General features: G+C 62.6%; 24 protein-coding genes, 2 tRNA genes and 1 pseudogene. 13 read left to right on the plus strand and 14 right to left on the minus strand.

Annotated elements, in window-relative coordinates:
* Nucleotides 1–430: 430 nt before the first annotated feature.
* The gene (locus JG739_RS22010) at nt 431–1,600 is read left to right on the plus strand and encodes a cystathionine beta-lyase (RefSeq protein WP_202363361.1); all 1,170 of its coding nucleotides are present in this window, start codon (nt 431–433) and stop codon (nt 1,598–1,600) included.
* Here the strand turns inward: JG739_RS22010 and JG739_RS22015 are convergent.
* Nucleotides 1,578–1,775, minus strand: coding sequence for a hypothetical protein (locus tag JG739_RS22015; RefSeq protein WP_202363362.1), 198 nt, complete (start codon nt 1,773–1,775; stop codon nt 1,578–1,580). The genes JG739_RS22010 and JG739_RS22015 overlap by 23 nt on opposite strands.
* A gap of 60 nt (nt 1,776–1,835) precedes the next feature.
* Here JG739_RS22015 and JG739_RS22020 point away from each other — a divergent pair, with 60 nt between their 5' ends.
* The 3 genes from JG739_RS22020 to JG739_RS22030 all read left to right on the plus strand — a co-directional run bounded on the left by JG739_RS22020 (nt 1,836) and on the right by JG739_RS22030 (nt 3,444).
* Nucleotides 1,836–2,495: an RNA polymerase sigma factor gene (locus JG739_RS22020; protein ID WP_202363363.1), complete on the plus strand. Its 660-nt coding sequence runs from the start codon at nt 1,836–1,838 to the stop codon at nt 2,493–2,495.
* Nucleotides 2,496–2,593: 98 nt separating this feature from the next.
* The gene (locus tag JG739_RS22025) at nt 2,594–3,118 is read left to right on the plus strand and encodes a DUF4142 domain-containing protein (RefSeq protein WP_202363364.1); all 525 of its coding nucleotides are present in this window, start codon (nt 2,594–2,596) and stop codon (nt 3,116–3,118) included.
* A gap of 41 nt (nt 3,119–3,159) precedes the next feature.
* Nucleotides 3,160–3,444 carry a cupredoxin domain-containing protein gene (locus JG739_RS22030; protein WP_202363365.1) on the plus strand — a complete coding sequence of 95 codons (285 nt, stop codon included), beginning with the start codon at nt 3,160–3,162 and terminating at the stop codon, nt 3,442–3,444.
* 47 nt (nt 3,445–3,491) lie between these two features.
* On the opposite strand, the gene JG739_RS22035 is transcribed toward JG739_RS22030, so the two are convergent.
* Nucleotides 3,492–4,076: an SDR family NAD(P)-dependent oxidoreductase gene (locus JG739_RS22035; protein WP_244749514.1), complete on the minus strand. Its 585-nt coding sequence runs from the start codon at nt 4,074–4,076 to the stop codon at nt 3,492–3,494.
* Between JG739_RS22035 and JG739_RS35485 the strand changes: the two genes are divergently transcribed.
* From JG739_RS35485 to JG739_RS22045, 3 genes are all read left to right on the plus strand, one after another.
* On the plus strand, nt 4,041–4,268 hold the full coding sequence (locus JG739_RS35485; protein WP_244749515.1) for a MarR family transcriptional regulator: 228 nt from the start codon (nt 4,041–4,043) through the stop codon (nt 4,266–4,268). The two genes, JG739_RS22035 and JG739_RS35485, sit on opposite strands and share 36 nt — an antisense overlap.
* The gene (locus tag JG739_RS22040; RefSeq protein WP_202363366.1) at nt 4,262–4,465 is read left to right on the plus strand and encodes a hypothetical protein; all 204 of its coding nucleotides are present in this window, start codon (nt 4,262–4,264) and stop codon (nt 4,463–4,465) included. Before JG739_RS35485 ends, JG739_RS22040 begins: the two co-directional genes overlap by 7 nt.
* A 110-nt stretch (nt 4,466–4,575) precedes the next feature.
* Nucleotides 4,576–4,965, plus strand: coding sequence for a YkvA family protein (locus JG739_RS22045; RefSeq protein ID WP_202363367.1), 390 nt, complete (start codon nt 4,576–4,578; stop codon nt 4,963–4,965).
* Nucleotides 4,966–5,007: 42 nt separating this feature from the next.
* Here JG739_RS22045 and JG739_RS22050 read toward each other — a convergent pair whose 3' ends face one another.
* A complete protein-coding gene (locus JG739_RS22050; RefSeq protein ID WP_202363368.1) occupies nt 5,008–6,234 on the minus strand; it encodes an anion transporter in 1,227 nt (408 codons plus the stop codon).
* Nucleotides 6,235–6,779: 545 nt separating this feature from the next.
* On the opposite strand from JG739_RS22050, the gene JG739_RS22055 reads away from it, so the two are divergent.
* Nucleotides 6,780–8,072, plus strand: coding sequence for an NRAMP family divalent metal transporter (locus JG739_RS22055; protein ID WP_202363369.1), 1,293 nt, complete (start codon nt 6,780–6,782; stop codon nt 8,070–8,072).
* Between the two features lie 314 nt (nt 8,073–8,386).
* On the opposite strand, the gene JG739_RS22060 is transcribed toward JG739_RS22055, so the two are convergent.
* From JG739_RS22060 to JG739_RS36410, 3 genes are all read right to left on the minus strand, one after another.
* Nucleotides 8,387–8,587: a hypothetical protein gene (locus JG739_RS22060; protein ID WP_077375612.1), complete on the minus strand. Its 201-nt coding sequence runs from the start codon at nt 8,585–8,587 to the stop codon at nt 8,387–8,389.
* Nucleotides 8,588–8,654: 67 nt separating this feature from the next.
* Nucleotides 8,655–8,954 (minus strand): DUF1236 domain-containing protein, encoded by a 300-nt coding sequence (locus JG739_RS22065; RefSeq protein WP_202363370.1) that lies wholly within the window; start codon nt 8,952–8,954, stop codon nt 8,655–8,657.
* A 493-nt stretch (nt 8,955–9,447) separates the two neighbouring features.
* Nucleotides 9,448–9,732, minus strand: a complete 285-nt coding sequence (locus tag JG739_RS36410) for a DUF982 domain-containing protein (RefSeq protein ID WP_202363371.1) — start codon at nt 9,730–9,732, stop codon at nt 9,448–9,450.
* A 275-nt stretch (nt 9,733–10,007) separates the two neighbouring features.
* On the opposite strand from JG739_RS36410, the gene JG739_RS22075 reads away from it, so the two are divergent.
* Nucleotides 10,008–10,430, plus strand: a complete 423-nt coding sequence (locus JG739_RS22075; RefSeq protein WP_202363372.1) for a YidB family protein — start codon at nt 10,008–10,010, stop codon at nt 10,428–10,430.
* A gap of 165 nt (nt 10,431–10,595) precedes the next feature.
* Here JG739_RS22075 and JG739_RS22080 read toward each other — a convergent pair.
* A tRNA-Arg gene (locus tag JG739_RS22080) sits at nt 10,596–10,672 on the minus strand.
* 60 nt (nt 10,673–10,732) lie between these two features.
* Nucleotides 10,733–11,038: an ETC complex I subunit gene (locus JG739_RS22085; RefSeq protein WP_023800638.1), complete on the minus strand. Its 306-nt coding sequence runs from the start codon at nt 11,036–11,038 to the stop codon at nt 10,733–10,735.
* Nucleotides 11,039–11,319: 281 nt separating this feature from the next.
* On the opposite strand from JG739_RS22085, the gene JG739_RS22090 reads away from it, so the two are divergent.
* Nucleotides 11,320–11,396, plus strand: a tRNA-Pro gene (locus JG739_RS22090).
* Nucleotides 11,397–11,527: 131 nt separating this feature from the next.
* Here the strand turns inward: JG739_RS22090 and JG739_RS22095 are convergent.
* A pseudogene (locus JG739_RS22095) lies at nt 11,528–12,353 on the minus strand (alpha/beta fold hydrolase).
* A 128-nt stretch (nt 12,354–12,481) separates the two neighbouring features.
* Between JG739_RS22095 and JG739_RS22100 the strand changes: the two are divergent.
* Nucleotides 12,482–13,483 (plus strand): GlxA family transcriptional regulator, encoded by a 1,002-nt coding sequence (locus JG739_RS22100; RefSeq protein WP_202363373.1) that lies wholly within the window; start codon nt 12,482–12,484, stop codon nt 13,481–13,483.
* Nucleotides 13,484–13,582: 99 nt separating this feature from the next.
* On the opposite strand, the gene JG739_RS22105 is transcribed toward JG739_RS22100, so the two are convergent.
* The 5 genes from JG739_RS22105 to JG739_RS22125 all read right to left on the minus strand — a co-directional run bounded on the left by JG739_RS22105 (nt 13,583) and on the right by JG739_RS22125 (nt 16,959).
* Nucleotides 13,583–13,966: a type II toxin-antitoxin system VapC family toxin gene (locus tag JG739_RS22105; RefSeq protein ID WP_202363374.1), complete on the minus strand. Its 384-nt coding sequence runs from the start codon at nt 13,964–13,966 to the stop codon at nt 13,583–13,585.
* The gene (locus JG739_RS22110; protein ID WP_202363375.1) at nt 13,963–14,220 is read right to left on the minus strand and encodes a type II toxin-antitoxin system Phd/YefM family antitoxin; all 258 of its coding nucleotides are present in this window, start codon (nt 14,218–14,220) and stop codon (nt 13,963–13,965) included. Before JG739_RS22110 ends, JG739_RS22105 begins: the two co-directional genes overlap by 4 nt.
* 300 nt (nt 14,221–14,520) lie before the next feature.
* Nucleotides 14,521–15,225, minus strand: a complete 705-nt coding sequence (hdaA, locus tag JG739_RS22115; RefSeq protein WP_202367579.1) for a DnaA regulatory inactivator HdaA — start codon at nt 15,223–15,225, stop codon at nt 14,521–14,523.
* A 5-nt stretch (nt 15,226–15,230) separates the two neighbouring features.
* On the minus strand, nt 15,231–16,430 hold the full coding sequence (locus JG739_RS22120; RefSeq protein ID WP_202363376.1) for an AI-2E family transporter: 1,200 nt from the start codon (nt 16,428–16,430) through the stop codon (nt 15,231–15,233).
* A complete protein-coding gene (locus JG739_RS22125) occupies nt 16,402–16,959 on the minus strand; it encodes a CDP-alcohol phosphatidyltransferase family protein (protein WP_202367580.1) in 558 nt (185 codons plus the stop codon). The genes JG739_RS22120 and JG739_RS22125 overlap by 29 nt, the downstream gene beginning before the upstream one ends.
* Before the next feature lie 258 nt (nt 16,960–17,217).
* On the opposite strand from JG739_RS22125, the gene purM reads away from it, so the two are divergent.
* Entirely contained in the window at nt 17,218–18,282 is a 1,065-nt protein-coding gene (gene purM, locus JG739_RS22130) for a phosphoribosylformylglycinamidine cyclo-ligase (protein ID WP_202363377.1), read from the plus strand.
* Nucleotides 18,279–18,989 (plus strand): phosphoribosylglycinamide formyltransferase, encoded by a 711-nt coding sequence (purN, locus tag JG739_RS22135; protein ID WP_202363378.1) that lies wholly within the window; start codon nt 18,279–18,281, stop codon nt 18,987–18,989. Before purM ends, purN begins: the two co-directional genes overlap by 4 nt.
* Nucleotides 18,990–19,031: the final 42 nt, after the last annotated feature.

The raw sequence follows: 19,031 nt of genomic DNA on the forward strand, positions 1-19,031 counted from the left end.
AACCCACAGACCCTTTTCTGTTTTTTTCAGGCGAACCTGACTTTTTTCCGTGTGAACGCAGCTTCCCGTTCCGGCCCATCACCGGAACCCGCATCGCAACCGACGCGCTGCCTCCCATTCACGAACTGCATCGAAGGCGATTATCACAGTGAGGTCAAGGAAAATGACCGAAACCCCAAGAGTTTGAAACCATTTGCCGCAAATGCCTGAACTGCAGACAAACGCGCCCGAAAAATTAGAAGCAACTGCAAGGTCCGGCCAACGCGAATCGGAGCTGGGCTTCTGAGACCGTCTTCGGGGAGGCAGCGCCGCGCCTGAATGCCATCGCAGCAATTGGCATAGCCAAAGTCCGCAGGCTGGCGGATGGGCGAACGGTTGCGCGGCCAATGCCGCCACACTATGGCTAGCGCTTCATCAGAGGCGAAGCGCAATGGCAAAAGACGGCAACGAAATGGGTATCAACACGCGGCTTGCCCACTCGGGCAACAATCCGCACGACTATTTCGGCTTCGTCAACCCGCCGGTCGTGCATGCCTCGACCGTGCTCTATCCCAACGCGGCGACGATGGCGGCACGCAGCCAGAAATACACCTACGGCACGCGCGGCACGCCGACCACCGACGCGCTTGCCAGCGCCATCGACGGGCTGGAAGGCTCGGCCGGCACGATTGTGGTGCCCTCCGGCCTGGCGGCGGTGACGCTGCCGCTGCTCGCCTTCCTGTCGGCGCGAGACCATGTCCTGATCGTCGATTCCGTCTACCACCCGACCCGCAATTTCGCAGACACGGTGCTGAGACGGCTGGGCGTCGAGGTCGAGTACTACGACCCGCATGTCGGTGCCGGTATAGCGGCGCTGATCAGGCCCAACACCAGGGTCGTGTTCACCGAATCGCCTGCCTCCAACACTTTCGAGGTGCAGGACATACCGGCCATCGCCAGCGCGGCGCACGCCGCAGGTGCGATCGTCATGATGGACAACACCTGGGCGACCCCACTCTACTTCCGCCCGCTCGACCACGGCGTCGACATCTCGATCCATGCGGCGACGAAATATCCGGCTGGCCATTCCGACGTGCTGCTCGGCACCGCGTCGGCCAACAAGTCCTGCTGGAAACAGCTTTGCGAAACCTTCTACACGATGGGCTGCTGCGCCGGGCCGGACGACGTCTATCAGGTGCTGCGCGGCCTGCGCACGATGGGCGTGCGCCTCGACCACCATCAGCGCAGCGCTCTGGCCATCGCCGGCTGGCTGGAGCGTCAGCCGGGCGTGGCGCGCGTGCTGCATCCTGCGCTTCCCAGCCATCCCGACCACGATCTCTGGAAGCGCGATTTTTGCGGCTCGAGCGGCATTTTTTCGATCGTCCTTGCGGGTGGCGGCCAGAAACAGCAGCATGCCTTCCTCGACGCGCTCAGGATATTCGGCCTCGGCTATTCCTGGGGTGGCTATGAGAGCCTTGCGGTGCCGGTCTTCCTCGGCGACCGCGTCGTCGCCAAAGGCCCTTATGACGGCCCGCTGGTGCGCCTGCAGATCGGGCTCGAGGACGTCGACGACCTCACGGCCGATCTGGCGCGCGGCCTCACTGCGGCGGCGGGAGCTTGAGCGACGGCACGGGGCTTCCAACGGGCGCATCCTCGGCCCGATCACGCAGGCCGATCTGCTGGCCGCAACGGCGCGCGCGCAAGCTGCAGACAAGCTGCTGGCGGAAGCGGTAGTCTAGGCGGTGCTGGCCGCCGGAAAAAACGTTCGGGAACCTTTTGCCGGTCAGGCCGTCCAATGTTTCGATCGGACGATTTGCCTCCGGTCAGGAGATTGGCTCGCGATGAGGAACCCGGTCATGTCTGCGACCGTCATGCCCGCCGCATCTGGCGAGATGCAGCTTGTCGGCCGTGCGCTGGCGCGCGAAGGCGGAGCCTTCAGCACGATTGTCAAAATGCACAACCAGCGACTCTACCGTATCGCCCGCAGCGTCGTCCGCAACGACAGCGAGGCTGAAGACGTCGTGCAGGAGGCCTATGTCAGGGCCTTTGCCCATCTCGGGGATTTTCGTGGCGAATCCTCTCTCGCCACATGGCTATCGCGCATCGTCATCAACGAGGCGCTTGGGCGTTTGCGCAAAACGCGGCGAACTGTAGCGATGCCGCAAAGGTTACAAGCCGAAATCATCAAGTTCCCCCTCAGCGACGATCCGGAGCGGACGATGGCGCAACGGCAGATCCTCGAGCTTGTCGAACGGGCGACCGATCGCCTTCCCGATGTCTACCGGACTGTGTTCGTCGCGCGGGTGATCGAGGGTCTCAGCATTGAGGAGACCGCCGAATTGCTTGATGTTCGGCCCGAAACTGTCAAGACCCGGCTGCACCGCGCCCGCGTCCTCGTCCGCAAGGCGCTGGCCGATCAGATCGGCCCGGTGCTGCTCGATGCCTTCCCCTTCGCCGGCCGCCGGTGTGAACGGCTGACCGCCGCGGTGATGCAGCGGCTTGGTTTTACAAACTGATTTTCCTGGATTCCCAGGAACGTCTGCCCCCTTCCGGCATCCAATCATCGTCAACTGAAAATGCTCGGAGCCAACCGCATCCGGCGAAGGAGAACGTCATGTTTATTCGATCGACCACCCCACTGGCAGCGCTTTTCCTGCTCAGCGCAGCGACGTTGGCGCAAGCCTCCGACAAGCCGAGCGACCCGCAGATCGCCCACATCGCCTACACAGCCGGCGTGCTTGACGTCGAGGCGGCCATGCAAGCGCTGAAGAAATCGAAGAACAAGGAGATCCTCGATTTCGCCAAAAACATGGTGCGAGACCATGAAGCCGTAAACAAACAAGCGCTTGACCTGGTCAAGAAGCTCAACGTAACGCCAGAGGACAACGCCACCAGCAAGGCGCTGACCAAAGCGGCGGACGAGGAACGAGCGAAGCTCGCCGAGCTCGACGGCGCCGCGTTCGACAAGGCCTATGTCGACAACGAGGTCGCCTATCACAAGCAGGTCAACGGGGCGCTCGAAACGCTGCTGATCCCCTCGGCCGAGAATGCCGAACTGAAGAGCCTGCTGGAGACCGGCCTGAAGCTATTCCAGGGCCATGAACAACATGCCGAACATGTCGCTGGCATGCTGAAATGAGAACAGCACCGACGGTATCGAAAAGGCATCTGTGGCTTACAATGGCGCTAACTATTGCTGCCGCACCAGCCAAGGCCGAAACGATTGAGGTGACGATCGAGAAGCTGGTTTTCTCGCCAGCCACTGTCGAAGCGAAGGTCGGCGATACGATCGAGTGGGTCAACAAGGACGTGTTCGCCCACACGGCGACCGTAAAAGGCGGCTGGGAGGTAACGATCCCGCCGAAGAAGGCGGCGAGCCTGACGTTGAAGACGGCAGGTTCGGTCGACTATTTCTGCCGCTTCCACCCCAATATGAAAGGCCGTCTGACGGTGACGTCGCCCTAGCCATGCCAGCCGAGACCGCCCTGCGCGCGCAGGGCGGTCCGGCGACCTCAAGCCGCCTGGTAGCGAGGCGCCGGCTCGCCGGTCTGCGTCGCGGCGAACAAGGTGGCGCGGGCGGCGTCGTAGGTTTCCCACAGCGCGCGGTCGTGGACCGACGGCAGCGTGATGGCTTCACCCTGATCGAACCCTGCCAGGGCCGCATCGACCATATCCTCCGCGGTCATCACCACTGCCGGGTCGAACGCTGAAAGCGGCATGCCGGCGAACTCGTAGAATTCGGTGGCGGTCGCGGCAGGAAGAACGAGCTGCAGCCTGACGCCGGTTCCGGCAAGCTCCTCCTGCAGGCCACGGCTGAAGTTCACCACATAACCCTTGGTGCCGCTGTAGAGGGAGGTGATCGGCAGCGAGTGCAGTGCCATGACCGAGGCTATGTTGATTATCGCCCCTGCGTTGCGCGACAGGAATGCCGGGAGCGCCGCTCGGGTCAGGCGCGTCAGCGCCGTGATGTTAAGGGCGATGGTCGACGCGGCATTCTCGTCGGACGTATTGTTCGTCGATCGCTGCGCCGTGCTGCGCGCCGGCTTGGCCAGTTGTATGACGTGGCACTGGTCCCAACCGGGCTGACATCGACGCAAACTCTTCTGCTCGGCCAGATCGACGGGCTCGCGGCCGCTTACGGCGAGGATGGGCCGACGCTGCAAGTCCTCGCCGACCGCCTGGCGATCCAGATCTCAGCGCTGACGCATGCCCTGCGGCCCCTTGTGCGCGACGGTCTGGTCGAGGTCCGCCACGATACCCAGGTCGGCGAACCAAGCATGCTGTGCTGACGCGGCTCGGCAAGGCGCGATACCAGCAGGCATACGTCGTGTGGGTCGAGGCCAACCGGCGCGTCGAGGCGATTTTGGGGGCAGCCGCGGCCGAAAAGCTGAGGAGCCTCGCCGACGATGTCGCCTCGCAGGATTTTCCCGACGCCTATGTTTCGGGCGCGAAGCCGGCGAGCAGCACCGAATCGTCGGAGCGTTAGAGCGCCGCGTATCCGTTGGGACGCGCCATGGACGGTCTGGTCCAGTGTTTCTACGACCAGCGACCGCCGCCCGAATGCAGACGGACGACAATCTGTGCTAAAGTAACGTCATGAAAGCCTGGCTGGAAACGGCAAAGAGGCGGGCGCGCGACATCAAGCTTGATGTCGTCGCCCTGTGGTTCGCCGCACGCGATCGTCGGGTGCCCTGGTTTGCGAAATTCGTTGCCGGGATGGTGGCCGCTTATGCGCTTTCCCCGATCGATCTGATCCCGGATTTCATTCCCGTGCTCGGCTATATCGACGATCTGATCATCGTGCCGCTCGGCGTAATCCTGGCCATCACGCTTGTCCCGCCGCCGCTGATGGACGAGTTTCGAGCGCGGGCTGCAGCGCTCGAAACTCGCCCGCAAAGCAGGACGGGAATGTTTCTTGTCGTTGCGCTCTGGCTGATTTTGGCAGCTTTGCTGATCTGGGCGTTCTGGCCCACCCACGCCGAGTAATGCGATCAGGCGGCCTGCACCTGAAGCCGCCTTGCCGGCGGCCTAAAACCCGAGCGCCAGCCACGCAGTCCCGGCAAGCAGCGTAACCAGCGTCAGCGGCAGGCCGACCTTGAAAAACGCCCGGAAAGATAGCGTCTTTCCGGAAACCCGCGCGTGCTCGGCGACGATCAGATTGGCGATCGAACCGAGCAGCGTGAAATTGCCGGCCAGCGTCGAGCTCATCGCCACGACCAGCCAGGCGCGCTCGGGGTCTTCGAGGCCTGGTATGAACGGCCGCAGCGCCAGCACGGCCGGAACGTTGCTCATGATATTGGATAGCACCGCGGTGAAGCCGGACAGCCGCCAGACGTCGTCCAGCCCGAGGCTTTTTGCCGAGGCGATGATGTCGGGGCTGAGCAGCGTCTTCTCGGCGCCGGCGACGACGATGAACAGGCCGGCGAACATGAACAGCAGCGGCCCGTCGATCTCGCGGTAGACGCGCGCCGGCTTAATGGCACGGGTCACGAGAAGAATGGCGCCGCCGATGAGCGCCGCCTTGGCGACCGGAACGCCGGCAAAGAAGGCGATCGCCAGTCCGATGCAGACTACCACCGCCTTGAGTACCTGGCCCGGCAACATGCGGCCGCGATAGACTTCGGGGCTGAGTTCGACCTTGCGCGCGAACTCGGCGCGATAAACGATGCGCACGATGACGACGACGGCGACTAGGCCGAACAGCGCGACCGGCGCCAGGGCCGCCGAAAAGGCCGGATAGGAAATCCCCGACAGCGCGCCTATGACCATATTCTGCGGGTTGCCGGTGATGGTGGCGACGCTGCCGCAATTCGACGCCGTGGCGGTGGCGATCAGATAGGGGACAGGGTTTCGGTTGATGACGCGGGTGACGTGAACGACTATCGGCGCCATGACCAGGCAGATCGCGTCGTTGACCAGAAACGCCGACAGCGCTCCGGTCAGCAGCGTCACCATCACCAGCAGCATGAACGGCGCATGTGCATGCTCGATGGCAACGGCGCCGAGTGCACGGAAGGCGCCCGAGACTTTCAGATGCGCCACGACGATCATCATGCCGAGCAACAGTGTGATCGTGTCGAAACTGATGGCGCGGTATGCGTCCTCCAGGCTGAGTGCGCCGATGGCGATCATCGCCGCACCGCCGAGCAGCGCGATGCCTGCCCGGTCGAGGCGCAGGCCAGGGATCGTGCCGACGGCGACGCCGGCATAGGTCAGGATCAGGATCAGCAGTGCCGCCGCGCCCATCAAAGTCATTTTGGAAAAGCCCCGTTCAGATCCGCCCTGTCCAAGGCCATAAGGATAGCCGGCGCAAGCAGTGATTCCTGCCGCCATACTCACCCGAACTCAATCCGATCGAGCAAGCTTTTTGGCAACATCACACATTGATGCGACGCGCACGTCGAACCATGAAGCGACTGGCGCACCATCGGCCAACAGACAATCACACCGGCAGAATATCTCGTAAAACGCCGGGTAGGGTTCCGTCAAAAGATGAAAGAGAGGCCCAAGCCCATCGAAATCGTGGTTCGATCATGGCCAAGACCGAGACTGTCCCCACCATTGGGCCGGCCGACCAGCAAAGCGAAGAACCCGCCCTCGGCATGGCGCGCTGAACACTCGGCTGACGCGCTGAACACTCGGCTGACGCCGGGAACAAGCAGCCGATTGCGGAGTTGGAACGGCGGTAGAGGTTTGCCGGAAATGAACTCCAGTCCCGTGCTGCAGAACATTTATTGGATAATTGCTCTCGGTGTTTCAGGCGTGCTGGCGCACCACGCTCTCAGCGCAGCGTGACCGCAATGACGCAGCGCGATCGCAATGCCACTTCACCACGGGAAGACAAGAAGGACGGCATAGGGCGAGCCCTTGGACTCGGCCTTATCACCGGCGCCGCTGACGACGACTGCTCGGCCATCGGTACCTATGCAAGTGCCGGAGCGCGCTTTGGGCCGGACCTGCTTTGGACTGCTCCTTTAACGCTGCCGATGATGTACACGGTCGTGTATCTCTCGTCGAAGCTTGGACAGGTTTCGGGCCACGGCCTCTTTCATGCGATCAAGGACTTCTACCCCCGGTGGCTGCTCTGGGCTGTCCTTGTGGGCGTGCTGATCGGCAACACGATCGAAGCAGCCGCCGATCTCGGCGGCATGGCTGCATCCATCAACATCTTCCTGCCTGTTCCGATCCCCCTCATTGTGATTGTAGTCGCGGCCGTGATCTTTGCTCTTCAGCTTTGGGGCTCTTACACTCTCATACGCAATATCTTCCGCTGGCTCGCGCTGGCCCTGCTTGCCTACGTCGGCTCAGCCATCATGGCGAAGCCCGATGCGGCAGCCGTGCTGTGGGGAACCCTTGTTCCAAAGATCCAGTTCAGCCGCGAGTTCCTGTCCATTGTGGTGGCCATCATCGGCACCACCCTTTCAGCGTATCTCTACACCTGGCAGTCGAATGAGGAGGTAGAGGAAGAGATTGCCGAGGGGAGAACGACGCTGAAGAAGCGCAAGGGTGCCACGGACGGTGAACTGCGTCGCTCCCGCCGCGATATTCTGATCGGCATGATTTTTTCCAACCTCATCATGTACTTCATCATCCTGTCGACAGGATCTACGCTCTATGAAGCCGGCGAGCACGACGTCGAGACCGCCGCTCAAGCAGCCGAAGCTCTCAAGCCGCTCGCTGGTGCAGCCGCTGGCGTCCTGTTCGCTGCCGGCGTGATCGGGGTCGGGTTCCTTGCCGTTCCGGTCATGACGACAGGCGCGGCATACGATTTGGCGCAGGCAGTTGGATGGGAGCACAGCCTTCATGCCAAGCCGCATGAGGCGCCAAAGTTCTATGTCGCGATCGGCGCCTTCACGCTGATTGCTGTTGGCCTGAATTTCCTGGGTTTCAACCCAATGAAGGCGCTCGTCTGGTCCGGTATCGTGCAGGGCTTTTCCACGCCGCCACTGCTTCTTCTCATCATGTTGATGACGAACAACCCGCGGATCATGGGAGACAAGGTCAACAGCCGGACAACCAACGCCATGGGATGGGCTACTACGATCGCAATCTTTTCCGCCTCTTTGGGGCTGGTGGCGACCTGGTTTATCTAGGTCACCATGACACTCGCGCGCCAGCCCGCCAATTCGAGCTCACTTTTCAATGAAGGAGTTGGCGATGAAGAAGTTGGTCTTGCGCCCCAGCTACCGCGCTCCCGGCGGCATGGCCAAGTGCGCGTGCTTCTGGAAGATCGCAATCTTGTCGGGATAGGTAATCCGGATCTCGCGTCCGCATCCCTCGCACTTGTAATGGGAAACGACCTGAAACCAGCTGCCGTTCTTGACAACGGTGAAGTTGCACTGCGGGCATTGGAAAGTCAGGCCAACAGAGAACAGGCTGGGAGACAGGGACATTGCAGCACTTCTTGTTAGTCCGGCGTCTCGACGACGAAGGATGCGGCAATCAAATCGTCGGCATCGATTCTACCCTTGCCGCCCTCCAGCACTGCTGCGACCTTTCGAAAGGTCTTCAGTTCGTTCTCGGTAATCCGGGCGCCGCGCATCCTCTCAGCGAGGTCAGCCACGCGTATCCGCAGCGCCTGCGACGCTCCAATTTCACGGTTCGACATGGTGATCACATTCCTCTCGCTCGACTTCCCGCCGCACCTTTCGGCACGGCGGGTCCAGTCGCTTGGCTCATTCGATGACTTTGACGATCTTGCGCGTGCCCGGCTCAACCACAACGGTCCGGTTGTCGACCACCACGTAACGGTATTTTGTATTGGGGACTTCATGAAGTTCGACGGTTTCGGGCAAGGTTGAGCCGATATTGAGCTCCACTCCAGGGATTTTCACCGACGCCAGCGGCTGCTTTTTGACATATTCCCTGATGACGGTCTCCTGTTCAGGCTCGATGACTACGTCCTGAGCGGCAGCCGCGCCGATACCGGCCAGCAACAAAAACCCAGCGGCTGCAGTGGAAAGACGCATACTCATAAGTGCCTCCTCTATGTGAGCTCTATAGCGCTGAACGGCATCGTCTTGCGCCAGGCTCACCAAACCTCAGGCAGCCGCAAACGTTCCTTGGTTGGGCTTCGGTCTGATTCGAGACGGGACCTAAGTCTCACCTGTTTTCGCGTAATAGCCCGGACACCGCGCCACCCGGAACTGAGGCTGCTCGTAGCAGTTGCTAGCTGTGAGCTCGCGGAAGGAGCCGATGGAAGGAAAATAGCGTCCACCAAGCCCGCTGGTTATTCGCTGCGGTCTTCGACGTCTCCATCAGTTCCTAGCGATGGAACGGTCGTTAGCTAGGGTACCGGCCGGACTTTGACGATTGGATCAAGAACGACTGAGATCTGCGCAGCTATGTCCCTTCCTGCGCTGATACGGACTACCCGCCATTCCTCAATTTTGGCGGGTGGTCCACAATCACGGCTAGCTACGTCCGCCCTGGCGAGGCTGTCAGCGGATCAAGGTCGCGAGGGTCACCTCACATCAGGTCTTCGGCAACCCCGTCGAATTTCCTGAGGCCTGCGCTTGGAGGCTTTTGCTCAAGAAGGCCCTGTTCAGATGCGGCCGCCTCGAAAGCAGCGAACGCAGCCTGGTGACTGCAATGTCCGGCCAAGCATTCCTCGATCATTCGGATCGCTTCACGTCGGGACGGCTTGTCCATGGATGGCCAAGTTTGCTGCAGCGCTTTCGCTGCGTCGGCTATCGACGCGATCGCCATCGCTTTGCCATTCAAGTAGATTGAGATCGGGGTGAACGCCGTCATTTTTAAGCTCGCCGGTATTGATGGCGGCTAAACGCGAAGACAAGGCAGTGGTTGCATGGTGTGAATTCAGAGCGCCGCTGTCGGATACGATCGAGGCTGAACATGCACGTCCGATAGCCTTGATCGTTTCGGCGGCGCCCGTGCTGAAGTCCTGCGGGGATTCGACCGGGAAGCCCCATCGCCCTTAACCGAACTGAAAAACCAGCCCAGCAGCAAATACCGTGGAACCTTTCAAAGCCGCATGCCTTGTCCGTTCTTCATGGAAGGAGGTCGAAATGAGCCTTGACATAGGAAAAGTCGCCATAGCCTTGCTTGGCCTGCTTGCCTACAAGAACAGGGATAAGATCGGCGAGTTAATCGCCGGCAGGAACTCGACAGATGCCAAAAACGCTGGCTCCCCCGGCGGGCTCGGCGACATCCTGGAGCGTCTCAGGAATGCGGGTGCGGGCGATCAGGTCGATTCTTGGGTCGGTACAGGATCAAATCGCCCCGTTCAGCGCGACCAAGTCGAGAAAGCGATCGACCCGCAAACGTTGAGCGATCTCGCGGAGCAAACCGGATTGTCCCGCGAGGAACTCCTCGATCGGCTCACAAGTGAACTGCCCGAAGCAGTGGACAAGCTTACTCCCGACGGCCAGATGCCTGTGAGCAAGGGTCCAAATCTCCTCGACGAGGCACCTGGAGCTAGTCGCACTTAGCGCCAAGCTGACAGATGAAAGCCCGCGTCTCGGGGCGAGGACGCGGGCCGCCCGCCGCATCGGCCGCAAGCGCATCCGCGAGAACGAAAAGGGGTGAAAGTTGGAACTCGGTTCTTTTCCGAGTTGGAACTTTTCACCCGAGCCGGACCTAAGTCCTTGATTTATTGGCGATCCCGACAGGATTCGAACCTGTGACCATCGGCTTAGAAGGCCGGTGCTCTATCCAGCTGAGCTACGGGACCGCTGGCCGACGCAAGGGCCGGCTAATCCATGCGCTGGGACGGCTGCCCGGCATTTGCCGGTCAATGCGTCCAGGGCGTCCTGCGGTCATAGCGGAAATTCTCCGCATAGGAAATCTGGCGGCGCTTGGATTCCTTCGGCTCCTCGACGCGGTAGGCCAGCCCCTCTTTCTCCGCATAGGCCACCGCCTCTTCGCGGGTGTCGAAGGTGAGCCTGATCTGGCTGCGCATGTCAGCCGACGTGGTGTAGCCCATCAGCGGATCGATTTTCTTGCGCATCTCGGGATCGAATTCCAGCACCCAGTGGCCGGTCTTGGCCTTGCCGGACTGCATCGCGGTTTTGGCTGGGCTGAAAATGCGCGCGGACATGAACACCTCGTTACTACATGCAAGCGGCACCGCCGCTGTATTCCCGTCATTACTGCGCAATGCTGCCGGCGGCAAGGCCGAGCCTGCCGAACCCTCTCGGCCCGGAAAGGACGATCGAGATCGCACCGGGCGTTTTCTTCCCGGCGGGGACGTACAACGGCAGCCTGCCGCTTGACAGCAACCTGGGCGCGCCTGAGGTGGCGCTGCCGCGCCGTTTGTTCCGTTTTCGTGTTTTAGGGGTTGCGCAGCCAAGTCCGGAACCCTATACGCCGCCAAGGACTCGGAGTGTAGCGCAGCCTGGTAGCGCATCTGGTTTGGGACCAGAGGGTCGGGAGTTCGAATCTCTCCACTCCGACCATCCATTCACCGGAAATCATCGGCCGTGCTGCCGGCGCAGCTGCGCCGGACAGCATCTGCGACTGACGAAGCACCCAAGCGACCGACGAAGAGTCCGGATTTCCGGCGTGCCCGCCTGAAGCTTGCGAAGCGTCAGCCCTTGATGAACGCCAGGAGATCCGGATTGATAATCTCCGGGTGGGTGGTGCACATGCCGTGCGGCAGGCCCTCGTAGACCTTGAGCGTGCCGTGCTTTACCAGCTCGGCGGCAAGCAGGGCTGAGTCGGCAATCGGCACGATCTGGTCGTCGTCGCCGTGCATGATCAGGACGGGTACGTCGATCCTCCTCAGGTCTTCCGTAAAGTCGGTTTCGGAAAAAGCCTCGATGCAGTCGTAATGAGCCTTGGCTCCGCCCATCATGCCCTGGCGCCACCAATTGTCGACAGCCCCTTGCGAGACCTTGGCTCCCTCGCGATTGAAGCCGTAGAACGGGCCGGCCGGCACATCCCTGTAGAACTGGGCGCGGTTGGCGACCAAAGCGGCACGGAACCCGTCGAAGACCTCAATCGGCAGGCCGCCGGGGTTGCTGTCGGTCTTGAGCATGATCGGCGGCACCGCGCCGATCAGCACCGCCTTGGCGACGCGTCCTTCGCCACCGTAGCGGGCCACGTAACGCGCCACCTCGCCGCCGCCGGTCGAATGGCCGATATGGACGGCGCCCTTGAGATCGAGATGAGCGACCAGAGCCGCGACGTCGCCGGCATAGGTGTCCATCTCGTTGCCGGTCGCGGTCTGTGTCGAGCGGCCGTGGCCGCGCCGGTCATGCGCGATGACGCGATAGCCCTTGTCGAGGAAGAACAGCATCTGGTTGTCTGTCGTCGGCGCTCAGGGGCCAGCCGTGATGGAACACGATTGGCTGGCCTGTGCCCCAATCCTTGTAGAAAATCTCGGTGCCGTCCCTAGTGGTGAATGTGCTCATCGTCGTACTCCTTGCTGCAGTTGGCTGAATTGGCGGGGGGAAGGTTCGTCCCTTCTGTGGACAAGCTATTGCAGCGGAGTCATGGTGAGAATTGGCAAAACAGACATTGAACAAGGCAAAACTGACAAATGGGTGCGGCGCGTGATCCGATCGAAATCGGGCTTGTGGTGTATCCCGGCGTTCAGCAAGCGGCAGTGCTGGGCCTCACCGATCTCTTCCAACTGGCCAACAGGCTGGCTGCCGACCGGTCGCTCGATGCGTTGAGGCTTCGCGTCAGCCATTGGCAATGGCAGGAGGCGAGCCAGACCGTTATCCGCAGCTTCGACAGCGAGCCCGGCCCCGACAATGGACCTGCCATGGTCATCTTGCCTCCGACCCTAGGTGATCCGATCGCTCGCGAGACGGCTGCGCCCTATGCCGACTGGCTCAGGGCTCGTCATGCGGCGGGCGCGACGCTCGGCTCGGTCTGCGCCGGCGCCTTCGTGCTTGCAGAGGCCGGCCTGCTGTCGGGCCGTGCGGCGACCACGCACTGGGCCTATCGCGACGCGCTGGCGATACGCTTTCCCGACATCGCACTGGATACCGACAGACTGGTCATCGACGACGGCGACATCATCACCGCCGGAGGCTATATGGCGTGGACCGACCTTGGCCTGAAACTCGTCGACAGGGTGCTTGGGCCGACCGTGATGATGGACACCGCCCGTTTCATGCTGGTCGACCCGCCGGGACGCGAGCAACGCATCTACAGCCCCTTTGCTCCCAGGCTGAACCATGGCGACGAGGCCATTCTCAAGGTGCAGCACTGGCTCCAGGCGAGAGGCGCGCGCGATGTGACGCTTGCCACCATGGCGGAGCATGCGGCCTTGGAGGAGCGGACTTTTTTGCGCCGCTTTCGCAACGCCACCGGCCTCAAGCCGACCGAGTATTGCCAGCACCTGCGCGTCGGAAAGGCGCGTGAGATGCTTGAAGCGACGACCCGATCAATCGACCAGATCGCCTGGGACGTCGGCTATGACGATCCCGGCTCCTTCCGCAAAATATTCGCCAGGATAACCGGCCTGGCGCCGGGCGATTACCGCAGGCGCTTTGGCGCGGAACGAGCGGCGGTGGCGGGCGCAGCGAGCTGAGTTACGGCAGTTGCGGTTTGTGACGAGTCTCAACCGGACCGACTGGGACGGCTCGACCGGGCAGCAAAACAGGATTGCCTGTCGTCCGTGCTTTGCTCCTTAGAGAGCGCTTTGGACATCCGTCTTCGAAAAATCGTCGCCGACATAAAGCAGGCGGCAGGCATGTTCCTTCGCGACTTCATAGGCGAAGCAGTCACCGAAATTGAGCGCGGCCGGGTGAATGCCCTTACCCCATTTCGCGTAAGCCCCGGCGATGCGACGCGCAGAGGCCGGGGTCACTGCCGCAATTTCAAAACCAAGCCCGTCGATCAGGCCGGACAGTTCTTCGCCGACATTGCGCCGCGACGCGACGATCAGCGCTTCGGCCACGGTGCCGGCGGAAATCAGAATGTCGTCTTCGGCCTCGAGCGCCGCGATGCAGACATCAGCCTCCGGCTCGTCAAGAACGATCGCCATCAGCGCCGAGGTATCGACCACGATCATTCGGGCAGGCCATCAGCGCCGTAGAGGAAATCCTGGCTTCGCGCAGCGGATGGCCCGGCTTTCGCCCTCGCGGCGCCGGACGCCCTCATCGCCTCCAGCAATGCCCGGCGGTTTTTTCTGTCCGGCACTGTCTTGACCGGAACCAAACGCACGGCTGCATGACCGTGACGGGTCAGAATGATCTCGTCACCTGCCTCGGCCCGACGCACCAATTCGGTCAGCTGTCCCTTGGCGTCTGTAACGGATACCTGCATCGGCGCTCTCCTGTATGGACCATCCTCTGGTCCATATTTTGCAGTCAAATAGACCATTCAACGGTCCATTACAACGGCCAAAGGCAGAGCGGGATTGCGCCTTTCCGTGGGCACGGTTGCCAGTACACGCCACTATCGAAGGCAAGCTCGCCGGGAAGAGAACCCCAACCGCCTCATCTCCCGGCGAGCCTACAACCTGATTGATACGCATCAGGACCGGGGTTAGCCGGCAAGGCTGACGTTGCAAGATGGATGCCAGCATTGATTCCCCGAAATGGGACACCGCCTGAGCCTGACGTATCAGATCTCGAACTCGCCCTGCCCCTCATCCATGGCGCTGACGGTTTCGGCGGCGAGCGCCCTTGTGATCGGCGTCTTGCGCTCCAGTGCCGTGCGGTCGAGCCGTTCGACCACGCGCATCGCGGTGGCCAGCGAGCGTTCGATGCGGCGCACCAGATATTGCACGACATGCGGCTCGACCTCGACCTGGCGGTCGGCGAACAGTTTGGTGATGACACCGGCCAGCAAGAGATCGTCGGGCTCGTGGATCTCGATCATCGCCGCCGCCTTCAGCCGCGATGCGAGGTCGGGGAGCCTGACACCCCAGGCGGACGGAAAGCGCCGCGCGGTCAAGAGCAAGGTCGAGCCGGCCGCGCGCACCGCGTTGATCAGGTGGAACAGCCCCTCTTCATCGACCGGGCCGGCATCGATATCGTCGATCAGGGCCGGCCGCGCGCCGAGGCTCGCCATGCAGTCGCCGATCCGACCGGCGTCGACCTTCACTGCGCCGGCGCGGGCGCGCCAGATCGACGCCAGATGGGTTTTTCCAGAGCCTGCGGGGCCGGCCAGCACGACCACCGGCGACGGCCAGTCCGGCCAGCGATCGACCAGCGCCACCGCCTGGCTGTTGGTGCCGGAGACGACGAGTTCGTCGCGCGAATAGCCGGTGCCGTGGCCGAGATCGAGCGGCAACTGGCGCGGCGGGTCGATCCTGTTGTCCGGCATCTGGCTCAACTGCGCCGCCCACCGCTCCCGCGGCGACGCGCCGGTAGCGGCGGCACAGGTTCGGTGTTGTGGCCCTTGTAGAGCGGCGACTCGAGATAGCGGGCGATGGCAAAGCGCACCAGGACGGCAACGGCGGCCGAGGCCGGCACGGCGATCAGCAGGCCGACGAACCCGAACAGCGCGCCGAAGGCAAACAGCGAAAACATCAGCCACACCGGATGCAGGCCGACGCTTTTGCCGACCAGCCTCGGCTGCAGGATGTTGCCCTCGATGAACTGACCGACGAAGAACACGCCGGCCACCGCCGCGACCATGGTCCAGTCCGGCCAGAACTGGACGAAGGCGACGCCGACGGCCAGCACCAGCCCGGTCAGCGAGCCGACATAGGGGATGAAGGAGATCAGCCCGGCGAACAGGCCGATGAGGATGGCGAAATTCAGGCCGGTCAAGGTCAGCCCGGTGGCGTACATGGCGCCCAGTACCAGGCACAGCGTGCCCTGGCCGCGCACAAAGCCGGCGGTGGCGGTGTTGATGTCGTTGGCGATCGACCTGACGGTCTGGACATAATCGCGCGGCACCCAGCTGTCGACAATCGTCACCATGCGGTCCCAGTCGAGCAGCATGTAGAAGGCGACGACAGGCGTGACGACGAACAGGCTGACCACCGAGACCAGCGCCACGCCGGAGCTCCAGATCGAGGTGAACACCGTGGTCAGCAGGCCGAAGCCGGAGGTCAGCAGCGAGTTCAACCCCTCGCGCAGGCCATTGGCGTCGACGCCGAATTTCTCTTCCAGCCATCTCGGATCGAAGCTTGTGATCAGGGACTGCAGCCGGGTCAGGTATTCCGGCAGCTTGCTGGCGAAATCGGCCATCTGCGAAGCCAGCACCGGAATCAGGATGACGAAGGCCAGCACCAGAACGACGATGAAGGCAAACAGGATAACAATTGTCGCCATCAGCCTGGACAGCCCGAGCCGCTGCAGCCGGTCGGCGACCGGGTCGAGGAAGTAGGCGAGCACCATGCCGGCGACGAACGGCAGCAGGATGCCGCTGAAGACATAGAGGAAGATCGCGAGGATGATGGCGCTGACCAGCCAGAAGCGGATTTGGCGGCGAAACACGCCAGACGCGGCCGCATCGGCAGCCGCAGCCTCGGCTGCCGCGTCGATGTTCTGGTCAGGTATCCGGTGTGGAGCCTTCGCCATAGCCGCTCATATGCCTCAGCCAAGCCACGAGATAGGCCGCGGCCGAAGCCACGGTCAAGACCCCGGACAGCAATATGAGCACCGGCCTGAGCGGATCGAGATCGATGGCGAGGGCCAGTTCGCCCAGCACCACCGCCGCCAGCCCGATCTGGACGGCGGTGTTGGCCTTCGACACAAACAGCGGCTTCATCTCGACCGGGTGGGCCATGACGGTGGACAGAACGACGGCGCAGACGATCAGCGCATCGCGCGACACCATGGTGACGACCAGCCATAGCGGCAATTCACCGATGAAGCCCAGCACCACGAACACCGAGACCAGCAGCAATTTGTCGGCCATCGGATCGAGATAGGCGCCAAGCTGCGAAAACTGGTTGAAATGGCGGGCGATGAAGCCGTCGACGCCGTCGGAAATGCCGGCGATCAGGAAGCCGGCGAAAGCCCAGTCCCAACGCCCCTGCAGCATGGCCAGCACCACGCCCGGCACCAGCACGAAACGCATGATCGTGATCATGTTGGGGATGGTCAAACGCATGTCCGTCGCTTCTGTTTTGATGATACATGATAGAGATGAGAGGCCACGGCAAGTGAGAGCGACGCAGATGCTGCCAATCTCCGCTCGTGCCAAGAAATTGGCTGTCTTCAAGGCCGTCGCCAATCGCCAAGGTTGGAGATTTGCCTGAGGCCTCTGTCCACGATTTTGTGATGCCGAAAGTGTCTGAGCCAGCCGTTATCCTTGCGAGGCGCAGCCGTTCATGCGAAGAGCCCCGGAAAGCAGGAAAGAGTGATGAGCAAGCGCAAGAACGGGCTCACCTATGCCGAGGCGGGTGTCGACATCGATGCCGGCAACCTCATGGTCGAGAAGATCAAGCCGCTGGTGCGCGCGACGCGCCGGCCGGGTGCCGATGGCGAGATCGGCGGCTTCGGCGGCCTGTTCGACCTCAAGGCCGCCGGCTTCACCGACCCGGTGCTGGTCGCCGCCAATGACGGCGTCGGCACCAAGCTGAAGATCGCCATCGATGCCGGCAAGCACGACACGATCGGCATCGACCTCGTCGCCATGTGCGTCAACGACATCGTCGTGCAGGGCGCCGAGCCCTTGTTCTTCCTCGACTATTTCGCCACCGGCAAGCTCGATCCCGACCAGGGTGCGGCGATCGTCGGCGGCATCGCCGAGGGCTGCCGGCAGGCCGGATGCGCGCTAATCGGTGGCGAGACGGCGGAAATGCCGGGCATGTATCACGGCAACGACTACGACCTCGCCGGCTTTGCCGTGGGCGCGGCCGAACGCGGCCAGCTGCTGCCGACCGACGACATCGTCGAGGGCGACGTGCTGTTGGGGCTGGCCTCATCGGGCGTGCATTCAAACGGCTTTTCGCTGGTCCGCCGCATCGTCGCCACCAGCGGCCTTGCGTGGACCGATCCAGCGCCCTTCAACGATGAAGCCACTTTGGCCGAGGCGCTGCTCGAGCCGACCCGCATCTACGTCAAGTCGATCCTCAAGGCGATCCGTAACACGCATGGCATCAAGGCGCTGGCCCATATCACCGGCGGCGGTTTCCCGGAAAACATCCCGCGCGTCCTGCCGAAGGATTTTTCGGCCGAGCTCGACCTCGACGCCATCGAAGTGCCGGCGGTGTTCTCATGGCTGGCCAAGACCGGCGGCGTGGCGCCCGAGGAGATGATGCGCACCTTCAACTGCGGCGTCGGCATGATCCTCGCCGTCGCCTCCGGCCAGGCGGCACAGGTCGCGGCCGTGCTGCAGGAGGCCGGCGAGAGCGTGACGCCGATCGGCCGCATCGTGCCGCGCCGCGACGCCGGCGTGATCTATCGGGGCGCGATCGGCCTATGAGCATGCGCAAACGCACCGTGGTGCTGATTTCGGGACGCGGCTCCAATATGACGGCGCTGATCGCCGCGGCCGCCAACCCGGACTATCCGGCCGAGATCGTCGGCGTCATTTCCGACCGGGCCAATGCCGCCGGTCTCGGCATTGCGGCGGCGCGCGGCATCGCCACCAAGGTGATTTCGCGAGCCGACTATAGCAGCAAGGAAGCGCATGACGGGGCGATCGACGCCGCACTTGTCTCGTTCGGCGCCGAGATCGTGGCGCTGGCCGGTTATATGCGCATTCTCGGCGCGCGCTTCGTCGAGAAGTGGCTGGGCCGGATGATCAACATCCACCCTGCCCTGCTGCCCGCCTTCAAGGGGCTGGATACGCATGCGCGCGCCTTGCGCGCGGGCATACGCATCCATGGCTGCACGGTGCATTTCGTTACGCTGGACATGGATGACGGCCCGATCATCGCCCAGGCCGCCGTGCCGGTGATGGTCGGCGACAATGAGGACGTGCTCGCCGCGCGCGTGCTGAAGGCCGAGCACCGGCTTTATCCGCTGGCGCTCGGGCTGGTCGCCGAAGGCAAAGCGCGGATGGAAGGCGGCCGCACCGTGCTTGCCCACTTCGCCGACGATGCCGACAACAGCACCTCCGTGATCATGGCGCCCGATCCGCTGCGCGAGGAAACCGACCTCGAGCAGCTGGCGCGCATCACGCCCTGACGCTCATCCTTGAAAAAGGTAGTAATTATTGCTACCATCTTG

This window comes from Mesorhizobium sp. L-2-11 (assembly GCF_016756595.1).
GTDB lineage: Bacteria > Pseudomonadota > Alphaproteobacteria > Rhizobiales > Rhizobiaceae > Mesorhizobium.